Origin of the sequence: Pseudoflavonifractor sp. BSD2780061688st1 E11 (assembly GCF_005844125.1) — a bacterium.
Lineage (GTDB): Bacteria > Bacillota > Clostridia > Lachnospirales > Lachnospiraceae > Sellimonas > Sellimonas catena.
Genome location: NZ_SPHM01000027.1, coordinates 1 through 12,382 on the forward strand (window position 1 = coordinate 1; position 12,382 = coordinate 12,382).

Below are 12,382 nucleotides of genomic sequence, written 5' to 3' on the forward strand. Positions count from 1 at the left end.
GTAAAAAAATACAACCCAAAGGCTGTATTTTCAATATATTTTTCAGTTGTTAGAATGGAGAAAGTGGCAAAGTCGGGTTATAACAAAACAGGTCAGAGAGTCCTGAATTTTTTCTTAAAGATTCATTACATCTTGGGTAAAATTTCTGTTGTTTCAGATAAAATGCTTAATAGAATTGTTGCTTAGATGATATTACCTTGTATCCAAATGATAGTTATGATGTGCAGGCCGAAGCCTTGTTGCTTATCGGCCCGCAAAGATCAGTTATTTTTCAACCAAAGTTATGCAATTTCAGAAAGTCTGGATTTTGTTTTTTCAAGTTCACTTTCAAGGCGATTAACCCGAAGCTTAAGAATTTCTTTTTCATTATCAATTTTAACCGCCTCATCCAACTTTCTGCTCAAGTCGAGATGTCCTTCCGCAATAATCTGGATATTCCTGTTCGTCTCATTTTCCAAAGTCAGTTGAACATCTTTAACTATTTTCTCTACACCGGCTACACTTCTTTTGATGTCATTCAGCTCTTGGTTTACTCCGCCGACTTCACTTCTGACATCATTCAGTTCCTGCTTCACTCCATTTACTTCGCCTTTGACACCATCCAGTTCCTTTCTAACGCCGCCAAGTTCTTCTTCAACACATTTGAGCCTATATTCGATTGGATGAAATGTTTTTTCTATAATTCCACTGATTTGTTCAAAATCTTTTGGTTCTAACATATCTCTTTTCCTCCTCTCTCCCTGCCCATTTTGCTTTTGTTCTCTCATCATGCCATGCCCTTTCCGCATTGTCAAGTGCTCCGGCTGCTTTTCCACAAGGCATGTTTTTCACACACATTTTTTCAACATCCATCCCTTCATTCCGTCCCCGGACGTTGATAATCCGGTTCGAAAATGCTATGATAGGGAGGTACCCTGCCAGCAGGGAATTGAACGGAATCAAAGGATATGATCTTATGTTAAAAAAAGAGTTTCTGGAACGTTTTTCGATCAGCGAAGATGAATTTCGCGAGGCGGGACTTGATTGGGATGATCTGTGCTATATTGCAAAAGACTATGCCAGGAAGCTTCCTGAGCTTCAACGTATCCGGGACGAATTTCTACAGGAATTTATTAAAAATAAGGATCAGAGAACGGGACTTCATTCTTACCGTACCCGTGTCAAGACGCCGTGGCACCTTGTGGAAAAGATTATCCGGAAGCGCTGCGAAAATTATCTGAAATACCGTACGCTCACAAAAGAGAATTACATGAAGTTTGTCACTGACACGATCGGGTTCCGCGGACTGATCCTGTACCGCGAAGACTGGGTGATCTTCCATAAATATCTGATCCAGCATTTTGAAAACAATCCGGATCTTTATATCCACAACTGTATTTCTGATTATCACGCTGACAAAGACCGGTATATGGCCGAACCGCCAAAAGTGCACATGCGTCTGGGAGATTTCAGTGATATTTATTCCGACTGGATCTCCAGCGACAATATCTTCGACCGGAAGCATTACCGCTCTGTCCACTATATTTTGAAGTATCAGGGTGTATACATGGAAGTGCAGATCCGTACTCTTTTCGAGGAGGGATGGGGAGAGATCGACCATCACATTCTCTATCCTTATAAGAAGAGCGACCCGATGCTCACGGAATTTTCCGAGCTTTTAAACCGGCTCTCCGGAATGGGTGATGAAATGGCCTCTTTCTTTAAAAGGCTCTGTGATGTTTCAAGCGAAAATTTCAAGCCGAAGCAGACGATTGTCAACCCAAGGCTGGACTATGAAAAGCCAAAAGAAAAGCTGAACGAAGTTGATCTGAGTTCGATACAGACAGTACAGGATGCCATTGACAGCATCGCAAAAGAATAAAGGAGGGATTCCCATGAATCAGAGACCACTGCCGGGCATTCCCGAGGCGATCAGCCAGTCTGCCGACCGCATGATGGAGCGTATCCAAAGCGGAAAGATCCGCAAACACCTGCTTGGAAGTACCTCTCACGTCCGTTACAGCACCATTGAGGATATCGAGTTGAATTCCTACTGCGATTTTGTAAAATCCAAGCTGTTTTTTGATATTATAAAACTGGAAGGAGCAGATCATCATGAATGATATCGAGACCATCTATACACAGTACGAAGATATCGTGGCCGAATTTTCCGAACAGGTCATCAAGAACCGTTACTCTTCGCTTTATAAAGAATGTATTGTATTTCTGGAAAGCCTTGGCATCCACGACAGCGTCCGGATCGATGAAACCATTCTAACCCATGCAGTCATGGATTATTTTACGGATATTTCACGCATGAAGGAATTTCACCATATGAGGCACATCAGTGAGCGGAAGGTGCTTGCCTATGAAACCTACTGGCTTCTTCGCCGGAAACCTTTTCAGGTAATGAAGACCGACGGCGAAGAGGAGTTCTGGGCTTTCCTCAACGAAAAATTCGCGTTTACACGGATCGCTTCTTTCCTGACACGCGACCAGAAATCCGTGATTCTGGATGAAGCATCCAAAAAAGCATTCCTCAACTTTCTGGATACCCTTTACTATTTTCTAAAATACAGAGACTATGATCCGAAAATGCTGGAGCTCGTCATTATGGGCTTTCAGGCAGGGCAGCTGATCCATTCATAGGGGCTGTCACTGCCTGAAAACGGCGTTTTTTCTTTACAATTCCACTTCCATATGATATGATAAAAAAAATCTTAAAGCAGAAGGGAGAGAAGTGGATGTCGGCGAATCGTAAATAACAGGGCAATAAATTTTGTTTTCATCTGAAAGATGATGAGTTTTTTATTGTACTCTTTTTTACGATTGAAATCGGATCGCACTTCTCAGAAGAAAAGTGTTTTTTGCGCTGTCAGAAAGAGCATGTCCGCATACCGGAGATGCCTGGCGGCCGCATATCGGTACATGAGATAACTCATCTTTCAGGAGTTATCTTTTTTTATTGCCCTGCACAGACAATTGGAAATCAACGAAAATGTATTTGTGTAAGGGAGATAACTGACAATGAACCGTGAAAACAAAAAGAAAAAATACGAAAAAGGATACTACAAAACTCACCCATGCAAGGACAGCTTCACCTGTAAGGTGTGCGGACGCCCTGTCGTTTCAGCAGGCGCAGGAACGGACCACCGCAACCACTGCCCGAACTGCCTGTCCAGCCTGCATGTGGACATCGAACCGGGAGACAGGGAATCTGACTGCGGAGGCATCATGGACCCGCAAGAACGGCGAATGGGCCATCATCCACCGCTGCCGCCGATGCGGAAAGCTTTCATCCAACCGGATTGCCGCCGATGACAATCCAATGAAACTCATGTCCATCGCCATGAAGCCATTGTGTCTGCCGCCCTTCCCGCTGGAAAGGATTGAAGAACTGACACTCCTCATGGGTGGAGACGGAACGCTGTCCCGCAAATAGTTTTAATGTGTATAAGTTTTCATTTTTGCACAAATTATTCGTAATTATGCATATTTTTTTCAGAATAATTCATCTTGCTTTTCACATCAGATATTTTATACTGATAGTCAAAGAAATAACAAAGTAAACGCAAGGCGAAAGGGAGGTCTTACATATGCTTAGACTTAGAATGATGCGTGCACCTCAAAAATATGTACAGGGAAAGGATTCTCTGCTGCAATTCCACAAGGAAATGACCAGTCTTGGTGATAAGTGGCTGTTTATCTGCTCCAGAAGCGGATATAAGATGGCTCACGACAAGATCGAAAAAAGTTTTGAAGGGACATCCGACGTCCGCCAGTACGAAATCTTCGGCGGAGTTTCAAGTACAGGGGAGATCGAAAAAATGCGGGAAATCGTCAGAGAAAACCATCTGAATGTCGTCGTCGGTGTGGGCGGCGGTTCCGCAATTGACACAGCAAAAGCGACAGCACACTACGAAAAGCTTCCTGTCGTTATTGTACCAACCGTTGTAGCGACAGACGCTCCATGCACCGGTCTTTCTGTTATCTACAATGATGATGAAACATTCAACAGTTATCTGTTCTATCCAAAGAACCCGGAAGCCGTCATTGTAGACAGTGCCATCATCGCTAATGCGCCGGTCAGATTCCTGGTTGCCGGCATGGGCGATGCCCTCGGAACTTATTTTGAAGCACGCGCATGCGAGCGCACAGACGCTCCGAGCCTGGAATCCGGCGGAATTACCCAGTCAGCCATGGCTCTCTGCCGGCTCTGTTATGACACACTGAAAGAATACGGTGCTTCTGCAAAAAAGGCATGCGAATGCCATGTGGTAACTCCGGCACTGGAAGCCATTATCGAAGCCAATGTTTACCTCTCCGGTGTCGGTGCCGACAACGGAGGGCTTGCCGTTGCCCACTCTTTCTATAACGGTCTTACCGCACTTGGCGGCCACAGCGCTCCGCATGGAAACTGCGTTGCTTTTGGCACCCTCGTACAGCTTGTTCTGGAACGGGCATCTAAAGAAGAATTCAAGGAAGTGCAGAATTTCTGTATGGAAGTCGGCCTTCCTGTTACACTGGAAGAAATCGGTATCACCAAAGACGAAGAGATCCGCATTATCGCCGAGAAATCCTGTGTAGAAGGTGAATCCATCCACAACATGGTAGCGGATGTCACTCCGGATCAGCTCTACGCAGCTATCGTTGCAGCGGACGCTCTTGGAAAAGAGGCACTTGCGGAAAAGGAAAAATAAGTTCGTATCCGACCTTTAAACAGCCGTCCGGCAAGAATGATACCTCTAGATATTCCCATATTACAAAGCGGCAGGCGTGGTTCATATGAATCGCGCCTGCCGCTGTATTATGCCCATTAAAAGAAACATTCATCATCGTTACAAATTCTCTTCCGCCAGCGTTTTTAGTTCCTCTGCAATCTCATGATTGCCCGTCTTTTCAGCCAACGGAAGAAAAATTTCCATGGTTTCAGCTGCCCGTTTTTTTCTTTGTTCCTCATCGATCCATTCAATCGTCTTCATATTATGAAGACGCTCGGCGAGCCGGAGCAAGGTGACCTGTTCCAAAATATCTGTCTCCATATCCGCTTCTTCCGCTGCTTTTGCTTCAATCAGATCAGCTGTTTTCTCCGGAAGATATTTCCTTAATTCTTTCATTGTGGCTTCTGTCTTTTTCAATGCATCGCAAAATAATCCTGCGAGAATGGTTTCAGGCTCCGCCTCCATATCCGCAAGTAAAAGCGCAGTGTGGAGCGGGTGTGTAATATATTCATCGCCGGAATACCGCTTCATTCCTTGATAAATCTGGCATGCATAAAGATAGATCTGCTCCAGATTTCTCACATCTTCTTCCGGATTCAATGTCAGAACCATCTCTTTTAATTTTTCAAACAGCATTTGTTTTTCAGCATGTTCCTCTGGTCTTCCAGTCATTCCCTCGTTCATATTTTTTCCTCCTAACTGTTTCATACTCATAACCATGGCTCGCAGTAAGGCCGGGCAGTAACCAAACTCTTTTTTGAATGCTTTCGTAAATCCATTGTGAGATTCCCAGCCATATTTTACAGCTGTATCCACAATCTTCGCTCCATTCCGTATATCCCCGGACGCCCTTCGGAGTTTTTCACTTTTTACATATTCCATCACTGAAACTCCAGTCTCCTGCCGGAAGATTCTTGAAAAATGATATTCTGAATATCCAACCGTCCCAGCGATCTTTGCCACTGTCAGCACTTCATCAATATGCTTTTCGATATACTCCTTGCTTTTCCGAATAATGGTTCCTGCTTCCATATACCTCACTCCTATTGTTTCTTCCACGTGGTACATTTAGTATAGGACGCACCAAATAAAATTGCTGTTCCAAATCTGCTGTTTTTTATATTCACTATTCATTTTTATGTCCATGATGGTGATGTTTTCCCTGTCCGCTTCCTCCGGTTCCGGTACTTGTCTGTGTGTCACCATCCGCTTCCAGTTCCCGGATCCTCTCATAAAGTTCTCTCATGGTCATATTGGCCGCTTCCTCCGTCGTTATGTCGGGATCCAGCTCCTTCAATTCCAGATATGCTCTGTATTTGCCATATCCAAGTCCTGCTTCTTCCGCTTCTTGCGCTTCGCTTTCTGTCGCATGGCAGCAGTCGATATTGTGCTGTGTCTGTTCCAGTTCTTCCACAAATGCCATCATATCCTGACTCTGCTTGTTTTCTCCTATAACAACCACAGATAAAATTTCATTCTGATTCAAAAGTGCCGCAATCTGCTCATTTTGTAGAATTTCATCCACCGCCTCATCATAATCCATAAATCGGAGGTTTAATTCCCCGGCCAGTCTTTCCCCGTCTTCATTTTTCCCTTCCAGAGAAAGCACTCTACCAAAGCGGTTGACTTCCATTTCCAGCGAAGGATTCACTTCGATCTGAATCGCCGCTGTCGGAAGGAAAAAGCTCCAGTATCCCCCTGCAATCAGAAAAATCACCAGACATGCCGCCACCGGGATCCAGGTACGGCAGGAACGAATTCTCTTTTTCTTGTATCCATCTGTTTTTTCTCTAAGAAACTGTTTTGTGCGTTCTTTCAGCTCTTCGTCTGCGTGAATCTGATCAAACGCTTCTTTTATTCTCTTATCCGTACTCCTCACCTCCAAGCTTTTCCTTTAACAGTGCCCGCGCACGTGTCAGCATCGTGTAAACCGTATTGGTTTTCTTCCCGAGAATTTTCCCGATTTCTTCCGCTGTATATCCCTCATAATAATGCAGATAGACCGCATCTTTATATTTTCCCGGAAGAGACAGCACTGCCTCCAGCACTTCTCTGTGGTCCTGACGGTTCGGAGCCGGCATCTCCAGGAGTGAATCCAGCGAGACCGTCCTGCTCCTGAAAAAGCTTCTGCGCAGATCCTTGCAGGCATTTACTGTCACCCGGATCAGCCAGGCTTTTTCATGTTCTTCATTTTCAAACGGCATGGAACGAAGGACATATTTCAGAAAAACCGTCTGAAATATGTCCTCGGTATCAGCACTATTCTGCAGGTGGATCAGGCAGATTCTTCTGACCATATCCGAATACCTTTCAATCGCCCTGTTTACCTCTCGTTCACTTTGCATACATGTTTACCTGTTTCGTCCTCCCCTGCATCCACTGTTCTGGTGGTGCATATGGTGTCCTTCTGCATTATTGCAGATTTTATTCTGATAATTGTCACAGACACCATCATGATCGGAATCTGTATAACAGGTTCCCGTTCCTGCACAGTCACCTGTATTGTTATGATGGTTCGGACATACCGAGCTGTTTACACAGATCCCATTGTTCCAGCCGGCTGAAGTCTCCTGTCTGTTTCCGGCCTTTACAGCCCCGGATGCAGCCACCGATACTCCGATTACTGCCGCCAGAATTCCTGCTACAATTTTCTTCATCTCAATCCCTCCTTTGTCTTTCATCTCTAATACGATTCAAAGGAGTGTTTCCATTCATTTTTTTCAAATTTTTTTCAAATCTTTTAAAATCGGTTCCAGATAACTTCTGTCTGTCCAGTCACATTGTTTCCCGTCCGCACTCATCAGCGCTTTCATCCACGGCTCGTAGGTGTCCGGATCCTTTTTGGCTACCGTTTTTTTCAACATCCTGCACAGGGTCCGGTCTTTCCATGTCATTTTCTCTTCATCCCACATTCCTCTTCCGTAATAAAGAGGGATGGATGCGAGTTCTCCCTTCAAATTTACCGTTTTTATTTCCTCAAGTGCTTTTTCATCGTACGGAGATGCCCCGACCGCAAACACCATAACCTGTTTTTCTTTCAGTCTGTCAAAGTGTTTCCGCAGAAACGAAATGCCCGCTATGCCGGATGCATAAATGCCTCCGCATAAAATAATTACGTCATACCGGATGACTTCACCGATTTCGGCCTGTTTCACTTCCACCGCCTCAAAGCCTGTCGCCTCTTTGATCCATCCGGCATATTTTCTGGCCGCTCCATATTTTGATTGATACAAGATAATTCCTCTGCCCATAATCATCCCTCACTGAACACTATCCCTGCTGGTTTCCGTTTCTCTTGTTTTCAAGTGTCTCTTTCAGAAAAATCTGATACGCCTTTTCCTGCTGCTCAAAAATTTCCTCTGTCGAAATGCCCGGTGTTGTCATACAGAAGATTGTCCCGATGCCGATCGTATAAATCAACATATGCAGATGAAGCTTCTTTGCTTCTTCCCTGCTGATTTTCAGCCCGTCTGCAATAAATCCGGAGGTCTGGGGATCTGTTTCTTTCTGATACAGTTCATCCAGAGAGGAAACTCCTTCTCTCCGGTGCAGAATGAACAGCTTAAATATATTCGGCTCCTCTTTTGCAAGCTGTACATACGCTCTGCCTGTGCTGGCAAAGAGATCTGACGGGTCAATATTCGCCGCTGCAAATTCCCGCACAAACTCCAACGCCCGGCCTGTCACGTCTGCCTTCAGTCCATCCATATTTCTACAGTAACTGTAGATCGGCTGCACAGAGCAACCGATCTTTTCCGCAATATTCTTGACCAGTACATGCTCCATCCCGTCATTTCTTGCAATTTCAAAGGCCGCCTCCACGACCATCTCTTTTGTAATTCTCTGTTTCGGCATCTTTTTCTCCATAAAAAAATAGTTATATAAATTATTTATATAACTATTTTATATTCACTATGTTACTAATGTCAATATCAATCTTTGCTTTTTATCCCAGTATCACGTTTCCCACAAAAAACAGGGTGATGACCGCCACCACAAACAGAGCGTACAGGATTTTTCCTTACTGTTCTTTGAATCCTTTTGTCAGAGGGATCAGACATAACAAAAGAATGATTCCTGCCAGACCAATTGCAATTCCTGCAATCATATTGCTCCATACCATTGTCAGGCACATGCCTATACCAAGCGTCAGCGCGCCAATAATTCCAAGCAGAACCGTTCCGATTGTTTTTCCCGACAGATGGATCGGCGCTTTATTTTCCATTTTTCTCCATACCAGCATCATGATCAGAAGCACAAGGGCTCCAATTGTGACCATTACAACTCCCGGCTGAAACGCATTCCACTCCGGTATCAATGCCATGCACATTCCAAGGGAAAAAAAGATTCCCCCGATAGTTCCCAAAATCATTGCTACAAAACTACTTTTTTCATGTTCTCTCTCCTCCTACTTTACCATTGCTTTCATCTGACGTGCTCTCTGTTCTTCTGCAAGTCTTGCTTTCGCCTCTTCAATCGACTCGCCGTCTTTTGTCAGGAACTGGTCCACAAAAGAATCCGATATTTTATTGACCCCTCCGACGGCGCCTTCCTCGATTTTTTTGTAACCGCCGACTACTCCTTCCTCAATCTTTTTGTAGCCGCCGACTACTTTTTCTGCTATTTTTTCATTCGCCTTTACAAGCCTTGATTTTGCCATTATCCTTTCCTCCTTCATTTATCTTCATCTGATGGTATAAGAATACAGCCCGAATATTGGCGAAACATTTCCGTTTTGTTTGCGAAATATTAAAAACCACTATAGTCACCAATAACACAAAAAAATAAGGAAGCTATATGCTTCCTCAGAAAATAGTATTTTTCAAGAAACACCGGAGCATTATCTGCCCCGGTGTTTCTCTTTTTTCTTTTGCTGCTTCAGTTCAAACTTACGCTTCGTTTCAGTCAGTTTTTTCTCCCGGCCTCTCACTTTGTATTCTTGTTTGACCTGTTCCTGCTGTAATTTTAAAGCCTGCTGTGATTTCGTCCCAATACCTGTATTTTGCAGTTGTTTCCCTGCATCACGCCGTATTCTTTTAGGGTTCTTTTTTCTCTCCCTGACAGCAGTTTCCACAGCCGGGCTGAATTGCAAACAATCATAGCGTCTCAGTATAAACTCATAAATTTCGTAGTCCTTTGGTTCAGATCCAAATGTAACTTTCATCGCAGATAATTTTCCATCCTCGATGCGCTCAAAAACACCTACCCAAAATGGATCTTCAAAATAAACTATTAGTTTGCCACTCACTTTGCCCATGACAATCCCTCCTTAGTAAATTGTAATGAGCAAAGAATGGACAACCCGGAGGGGCAGGTTACTTACCCTGCATATGCAGGACGGCCGGGCTACCTACCGGCTCTGGTATGTATTACTACATACGTTGCGTTTTTATCTTTGCTTTTTATATAATCATGCCATACTGGCAGGATTAACTAAATATGTAAATTTCTGCTTCTGAAATACTCCTGCATAAACGCTCTCAATTCTTTGTTCTTATCGACATCCGCCCCATCTTGTGGTATAAAATCATCAATATACATGCTTCTGTTGCTTGGTCCCGGACAGGGTTTGGCATAATGCCCTCTATCAGCCCAGGCCACATAATCTGCTCCATGTTCAATGAGCAAATCAAGAATTTTTGCAAGTTGCTTTCGCACTGCCTTCTGGGATTGCGGGTATACACTCGGTCGTTCAAATAACAATTCGGCCTGGCTTACGGCCCAGTTCATTGCATCGTATCCATTTGATGCCAGCTTATTAACATCTGCGCCTTTTTCCACAAGCTTCTCAATGTAACCAAATGCAATCTCTGATTCATCAAATCTTTTATAACACAGCGAAATCACCGCAGCGCTAATCGCATCAAACAAAACCGGCGCCCGTAATCCAGGGTCTTCATCTTCGGCTTCCATAAAGTTTACATCCGCTCCATGTTCAATCAAATAATCGGCAATTTCAAATTTTCCAGCTTTAAGCGCAACCTGCAGCGGAGACTGCCCGTGATCTTTTTTCGGCAATGCTCCAGAAACGCAATTAACCAGCTCCGGCTTTCGTTCAATGATACGCTTTACTTCATCAAGCTTTCCTTGACGGATAACAATAAACAATTTTTTCATTTTCTGTTTTTATGCACTCCTCAAATTCAGTTTTATCTATCTTCTCGCAAACCTGTATTTCCCTTTCCCGTGACCGGACACCGGCTCTATTATTTCTGCCCTCAGCAGTTTAGCAAGCAGCTTGGAGGCACTTGAATTCTGAAGTCCGAGCAGTTCACCAACTGCGGTCCGCCCAAAAATCATGTCAAAACCGAACTTATCATACATTCTATAAATATGAGAAATTGTCTTTTCCGAAAAATCTGTCGTTTTCACTGCAATCAGACCTTCAATGTCTACTTTACGGCTCTGAATGTCTACTTTCCCTTCTCCAATGTCTACTTTTTGCATCTTCCAAAGTCCACTTATATGCAAATATCGGTTATGAAGTTCATTTTTTTCATTCAGAAGCAGATTCCTTAAAAACAATTCCAGATACTCTGTCGTTTCATGAATCCCTTTCTGCAGGTTTGTGTAATTCGCACGGACTAATGCATTTCTGAAATACCAGGAATGCTCTGCAAAAATATCGTTGGTCACTGAGAATCCAAGTGTCTTCAAATATTTAATAAAAAATACCGCTGTTGTTCTCGTATTGCCCTCGCCAAAGATATGAATCTGCCATAATCTTGAGACAAATACCGCCAGATGATGGATAATCTCATTCATCGAAAGACCTTTATAACTGAACTCTCTCTCCTGAGAAAAATCATATCCCAGTGTAGCCCTTAACTCAGAGGCGCTTCCATATAAAACCGTTTCCCCGTCCAGAACCCACTCTTTCTTTGTGATATTATAATCTCTTATTTTTCCGGCATGCCCATAGATTCCCTGAAACAGCCTTCGATGAATAGAGATATATTCATTTGGCGTGAAAGAAAACGCTGTTTCTGATAGCAGCTCCGCAATTCGTGCTGATACTTTATCAGCCTCTTCTATACGGCCGTCATCTATATCCTCAGCTTTTTCTTCATAATAGCTGTCAATAAGATTTTGGGCCTCTTTCAAAGAAATCTTTCCTTCAATATTTTGAACAGCGGTATTGATCAGATATTGAGACGGACGTAATCCGTCTACCGCCTGCAATCCTATTGCGGTACTCCAGGCATACCCTCTGCTGATTTTATCCGGCTCGGCTTCTTTCAAATATTCTTTGAATGGATCTCTGTCCATTTCACCGTCACAACAAATAAGTTTACTCATGCGCATTCTCCGATACAAGCTCTGCTTTACAACATTGTACAATGTTTCCATAAAAAGAAAAAACACCCCAAATCCGCTGTCTAACGAATTTGAAGCGTTTCTCAAGACCTGCCGCAGACCGGAATCGAACCGGTACGGGAGGATAAGTCCCGCAGGATTTTAAGTCCTGTGCGTCTGCCAGTTCCGCCACTGCGGCAAAGTGGATGGAGGTGGATTCGAACCACCGAAAGCGTTGCTAACAGATTTACAGTCTGCCCCCTTTGGCCACTCGGGAATCCATCCTTATGATACAGGGTATCATGCCCTGCCAATAACTATTTATACCACATTCCAAAGAAAAACGCAAGGAAAATTTCCCTTGCGTTTTCTTTTGTATCATAAAT

At 43.8% G+C, this 12,382-nt stretch carries 19 protein-coding genes, 2 tRNA genes and 1 pseudogene; 7 read left to right on the plus strand and 15 right to left on the minus strand.

From position 1 onward, the window contains the following. Positions 1-186, plus strand: a 186-nt coding sequence (locus tag FGQ85_RS18590) for a hypothetical protein (RefSeq protein ID WP_207670232.1), incomplete at its 5' end; no start/stop codon positions are given. 95 nt (positions 187-281) lie between these two features. Here FGQ85_RS18590 and FGQ85_RS12175 read toward each other — a convergent pair. Both FGQ85_RS12175 and FGQ85_RS18405 read right to left on the minus strand, forming a co-directional pair. Continuing rightward, positions 282-719, minus strand: coding sequence for a hypothetical protein (locus FGQ85_RS12175; RefSeq protein WP_087255440.1), 438 nt, complete (start codon positions 717-719; stop codon positions 282-284). After that, the gene (locus FGQ85_RS18405; protein ID WP_171027957.1) at positions 697-852 is read right to left on the minus strand and encodes a hypothetical protein; all 156 of its coding nucleotides are present in this window, start codon (positions 850-852) and stop codon (positions 697-699) included. Before FGQ85_RS18405 ends, FGQ85_RS12175 begins: the two co-directional genes overlap by 23 nt. A gap of 103 nt (positions 853-955) precedes the next feature. Here FGQ85_RS18405 and FGQ85_RS12180 point away from each other — a divergent pair, with 103 nt between their 5' ends. The 6 genes and pseudogenes from FGQ85_RS12180 to FGQ85_RS12200 all read left to right on the plus strand — a co-directional run bounded on the left by FGQ85_RS12180 (position 956) and on the right by FGQ85_RS12200 (position 4,679). Continuing rightward, positions 956-1,861, plus strand: coding sequence for a GTP pyrophosphokinase (locus tag FGQ85_RS12180; protein ID WP_243128550.1), 906 nt, complete (start codon positions 956-958; stop codon positions 1,859-1,861). Positions 1,862-1,874: 13 nt separating this feature from the next. Then, entirely contained in the window at positions 1,875-2,102 is a 228-nt protein-coding gene (locus FGQ85_RS12185; protein WP_087168811.1) for a hypothetical protein, read from the plus strand. Next, positions 2,095-2,628 (plus strand): hypothetical protein, encoded by a 534-nt coding sequence (locus FGQ85_RS12190; RefSeq protein WP_087168812.1) that lies wholly within the window; start codon positions 2,095-2,097, stop codon positions 2,626-2,628. Before FGQ85_RS12185 ends, FGQ85_RS12190 begins: the two co-directional genes overlap by 8 nt. Positions 2,629-3,006: 378 nt before the next feature. Next, positions 3,007-3,168 (plus strand): annotated as a pseudogene (locus FGQ85_RS18865) (RNHCP domain-containing protein); the annotation flags it as partial. Further along, positions 3,167-3,421, plus strand: coding sequence for an RNHCP domain-containing protein (locus FGQ85_RS18870; protein WP_243128551.1), 255 nt, complete (start codon positions 3,167-3,169; stop codon positions 3,419-3,421). The pseudogene FGQ85_RS18865 and the gene FGQ85_RS18870, both read left to right, overlap by 2 nt. 154 nt (positions 3,422-3,575) lie before the next feature. Next, positions 3,576-4,679, plus strand: a complete 1,104-nt coding sequence (locus tag FGQ85_RS12200; protein ID WP_087255434.1) for a glycerol dehydrogenase — start codon at positions 3,576-3,578, stop codon at positions 4,677-4,679. A gap of 138 nt (positions 4,680-4,817) precedes the next feature. Here FGQ85_RS12200 and FGQ85_RS12205 read toward each other — a convergent pair whose 3' ends face one another. From FGQ85_RS12205 to FGQ85_RS12265, 13 genes are all read right to left on the minus strand, one after another. Next, positions 4,818-5,732, minus strand: coding sequence for an AraC family transcriptional regulator (locus tag FGQ85_RS12205; protein WP_171027958.1), 915 nt, complete (start codon positions 5,730-5,732; stop codon positions 4,818-4,820). A 94-nt stretch (positions 5,733-5,826) separates the two neighbouring features. Next, a complete protein-coding gene (locus tag FGQ85_RS12210) occupies positions 5,827-6,579 on the minus strand; it encodes a hypothetical protein (RefSeq protein ID WP_138373578.1) in 753 nt (250 codons plus the stop codon). After that, entirely contained in the window at positions 6,563-7,045 is a 483-nt protein-coding gene (locus FGQ85_RS12215; RefSeq protein ID WP_087168817.1) for an RNA polymerase sigma factor, read from the minus strand. Before FGQ85_RS12215 ends, FGQ85_RS12210 begins: the two co-directional genes overlap by 17 nt. Positions 7,046-7,051: 6 nt before the next feature. Continuing rightward, entirely contained in the window at positions 7,052-7,357 is a 306-nt protein-coding gene (locus FGQ85_RS12220) for a hypothetical protein (protein ID WP_087168818.1), read from the minus strand. 63 nt (positions 7,358-7,420) lie between these two features. Next, complete coding sequence (locus tag FGQ85_RS12225; RefSeq protein ID WP_138373579.1) at positions 7,421-7,951, minus strand: flavodoxin domain-containing protein; 531 nt, start codon at positions 7,949-7,951, stop codon at positions 7,421-7,423. A gap of 19 nt (positions 7,952-7,970) precedes the next feature. Beyond that, entirely contained in the window at positions 7,971-8,555 is a 585-nt protein-coding gene (locus FGQ85_RS12230) for a TetR/AcrR family transcriptional regulator (RefSeq protein ID WP_138373580.1), read from the minus strand. A 166-nt stretch (positions 8,556-8,721) separates the two neighbouring features. Continuing rightward, positions 8,722-9,072, minus strand: a complete 351-nt coding sequence (locus tag FGQ85_RS12235; protein ID WP_138373581.1) for a hypothetical protein — start codon at positions 9,070-9,072, stop codon at positions 8,722-8,724. 36 nt (positions 9,073-9,108) lie between these two features. Continuing rightward, the gene (locus tag FGQ85_RS12240; protein ID WP_138373582.1) at positions 9,109-9,360 is read right to left on the minus strand and encodes a hypothetical protein; all 252 of its coding nucleotides are present in this window, start codon (positions 9,358-9,360) and stop codon (positions 9,109-9,111) included. 180 nt (positions 9,361-9,540) lie between these two features. Next, positions 9,541-9,957 (minus strand): YjdF family protein, encoded by a 417-nt coding sequence (locus FGQ85_RS12245; protein WP_138373583.1) that lies wholly within the window; start codon positions 9,955-9,957, stop codon positions 9,541-9,543. Between the two features lie 176 nt (positions 9,958-10,133). Further along, complete coding sequence (locus FGQ85_RS12250) at positions 10,134-10,817, minus strand: ankyrin repeat domain-containing protein (protein WP_138373584.1); 684 nt, start codon at positions 10,815-10,817, stop codon at positions 10,134-10,136. Between the two features lie 36 nt (positions 10,818-10,853). Next, positions 10,854-11,999: a Fic family protein gene (locus tag FGQ85_RS12255; protein WP_343215526.1), complete on the minus strand. Its 1,146-nt coding sequence runs from the start codon at positions 11,997-11,999 to the stop codon at positions 10,854-10,856. 109 nt (positions 12,000-12,108) lie between these two features. Beyond that, positions 12,109-12,195 (minus strand) — tRNA-Leu (locus FGQ85_RS12260). Positions 12,196-12,199: 4 nt separating this feature from the next. Then, positions 12,200-12,281: transfer RNA gene (locus FGQ85_RS12265), tRNA-Tyr, on the minus strand. Positions 12,282-12,382 lie beyond the last annotated feature (101 nt).

Excerpts from the sequence above, each read along its gene's own strand:
- FGQ85_RS12175 (WP_087255440.1), bottom strand. The coding sequence starts at position 719 with ATGTTAGAACCAAAAGATTTTGAACAAATCAGTGGAATTATAGAAAAA.
- FGQ85_RS18405 (WP_171027957.1), bottom strand. The coding sequence starts at position 852 with ATGGATGTTGAAAAAATGTGTGTGAAAAACATGCCTTGTGGAAAAGCA.
- FGQ85_RS12180 (WP_243128550.1), top strand. The coding sequence starts at position 956 with ATGTTAAAAAAAGAGTTTCTGGAACGTTTTTCGATCAGCGAAGATGAA.
- FGQ85_RS12185 (WP_087168811.1), top strand. The coding sequence starts at position 1,875 with ATGAATCAGAGACCACTGCCGGGCATTCCCGAGGCGATCAGCCAGTCT.
- FGQ85_RS12190 (WP_087168812.1), top strand. The coding sequence starts at position 2,095 with ATGAATGATATCGAGACCATCTATACACAGTACGAAGATATCGTGGCC.
- FGQ85_RS18870 (WP_243128551.1), top strand. The coding sequence starts at position 3,167 with ATGTGGACATCGAACCGGGAGACAGGGAATCTGACTGCGGAGGCATCA.
- FGQ85_RS12200 (WP_087255434.1), top strand. The coding sequence starts at position 3,576 with ATGCTTAGACTTAGAATGATGCGTGCACCTCAAAAATATGTACAGGGA.
- FGQ85_RS12205 (WP_171027958.1), bottom strand. The coding sequence starts at position 5,732 with ATGGAAGCAGGAACCATTATTCGGAAAAGCAAGGAGTATATCGAAAAG.
- FGQ85_RS12215 (WP_087168817.1), bottom strand. The coding sequence starts at position 7,045 with ATGCAAAGTGAACGAGAGGTAAACAGGGCGATTGAAAGGTATTCGGAT.
- FGQ85_RS12220 (WP_087168818.1), bottom strand. The coding sequence starts at position 7,357 with ATGAAGAAAATTGTAGCAGGAATTCTGGCGGCAGTAATCGGAGTATCG.
- FGQ85_RS12225 (WP_138373579.1), bottom strand. The coding sequence starts at position 7,951 with ATGGGCAGAGGAATTATCTTGTATCAATCAAAATATGGAGCGGCCAGA.
- FGQ85_RS12230 (WP_138373580.1), bottom strand. The coding sequence starts at position 8,555 with ATGCCGAAACAGAGAATTACAAAAGAGATGGTCGTGGAGGCGGCCTTT.
- FGQ85_RS12235 (WP_138373581.1), bottom strand. The coding sequence starts at position 9,072 with ATGATTTTGGGAACTATCGGGGGAATCTTTTTTTCCCTTGGAATGTGC.
- FGQ85_RS12240 (WP_138373582.1), bottom strand. The coding sequence starts at position 9,360 with ATGGCAAAATCAAGGCTTGTAAAGGCGAATGAAAAAATAGCAGAAAAA.
- FGQ85_RS12245 (WP_138373583.1), bottom strand. The coding sequence starts at position 9,957 with ATGGGCAAAGTGAGTGGCAAACTAATAGTTTATTTTGAAGATCCATTT.
- FGQ85_RS12250 (WP_138373584.1), bottom strand. The coding sequence starts at position 10,817 with ATGAAAAAATTGTTTATTGTTATCCGTCAAGGAAAGCTTGATGAAGTA.
- FGQ85_RS12255 (WP_343215526.1), bottom strand. The coding sequence starts at position 11,999 with ATGAGTAAACTTATTTGTTGTGACGGTGAAATGGACAGAGATCCATTC.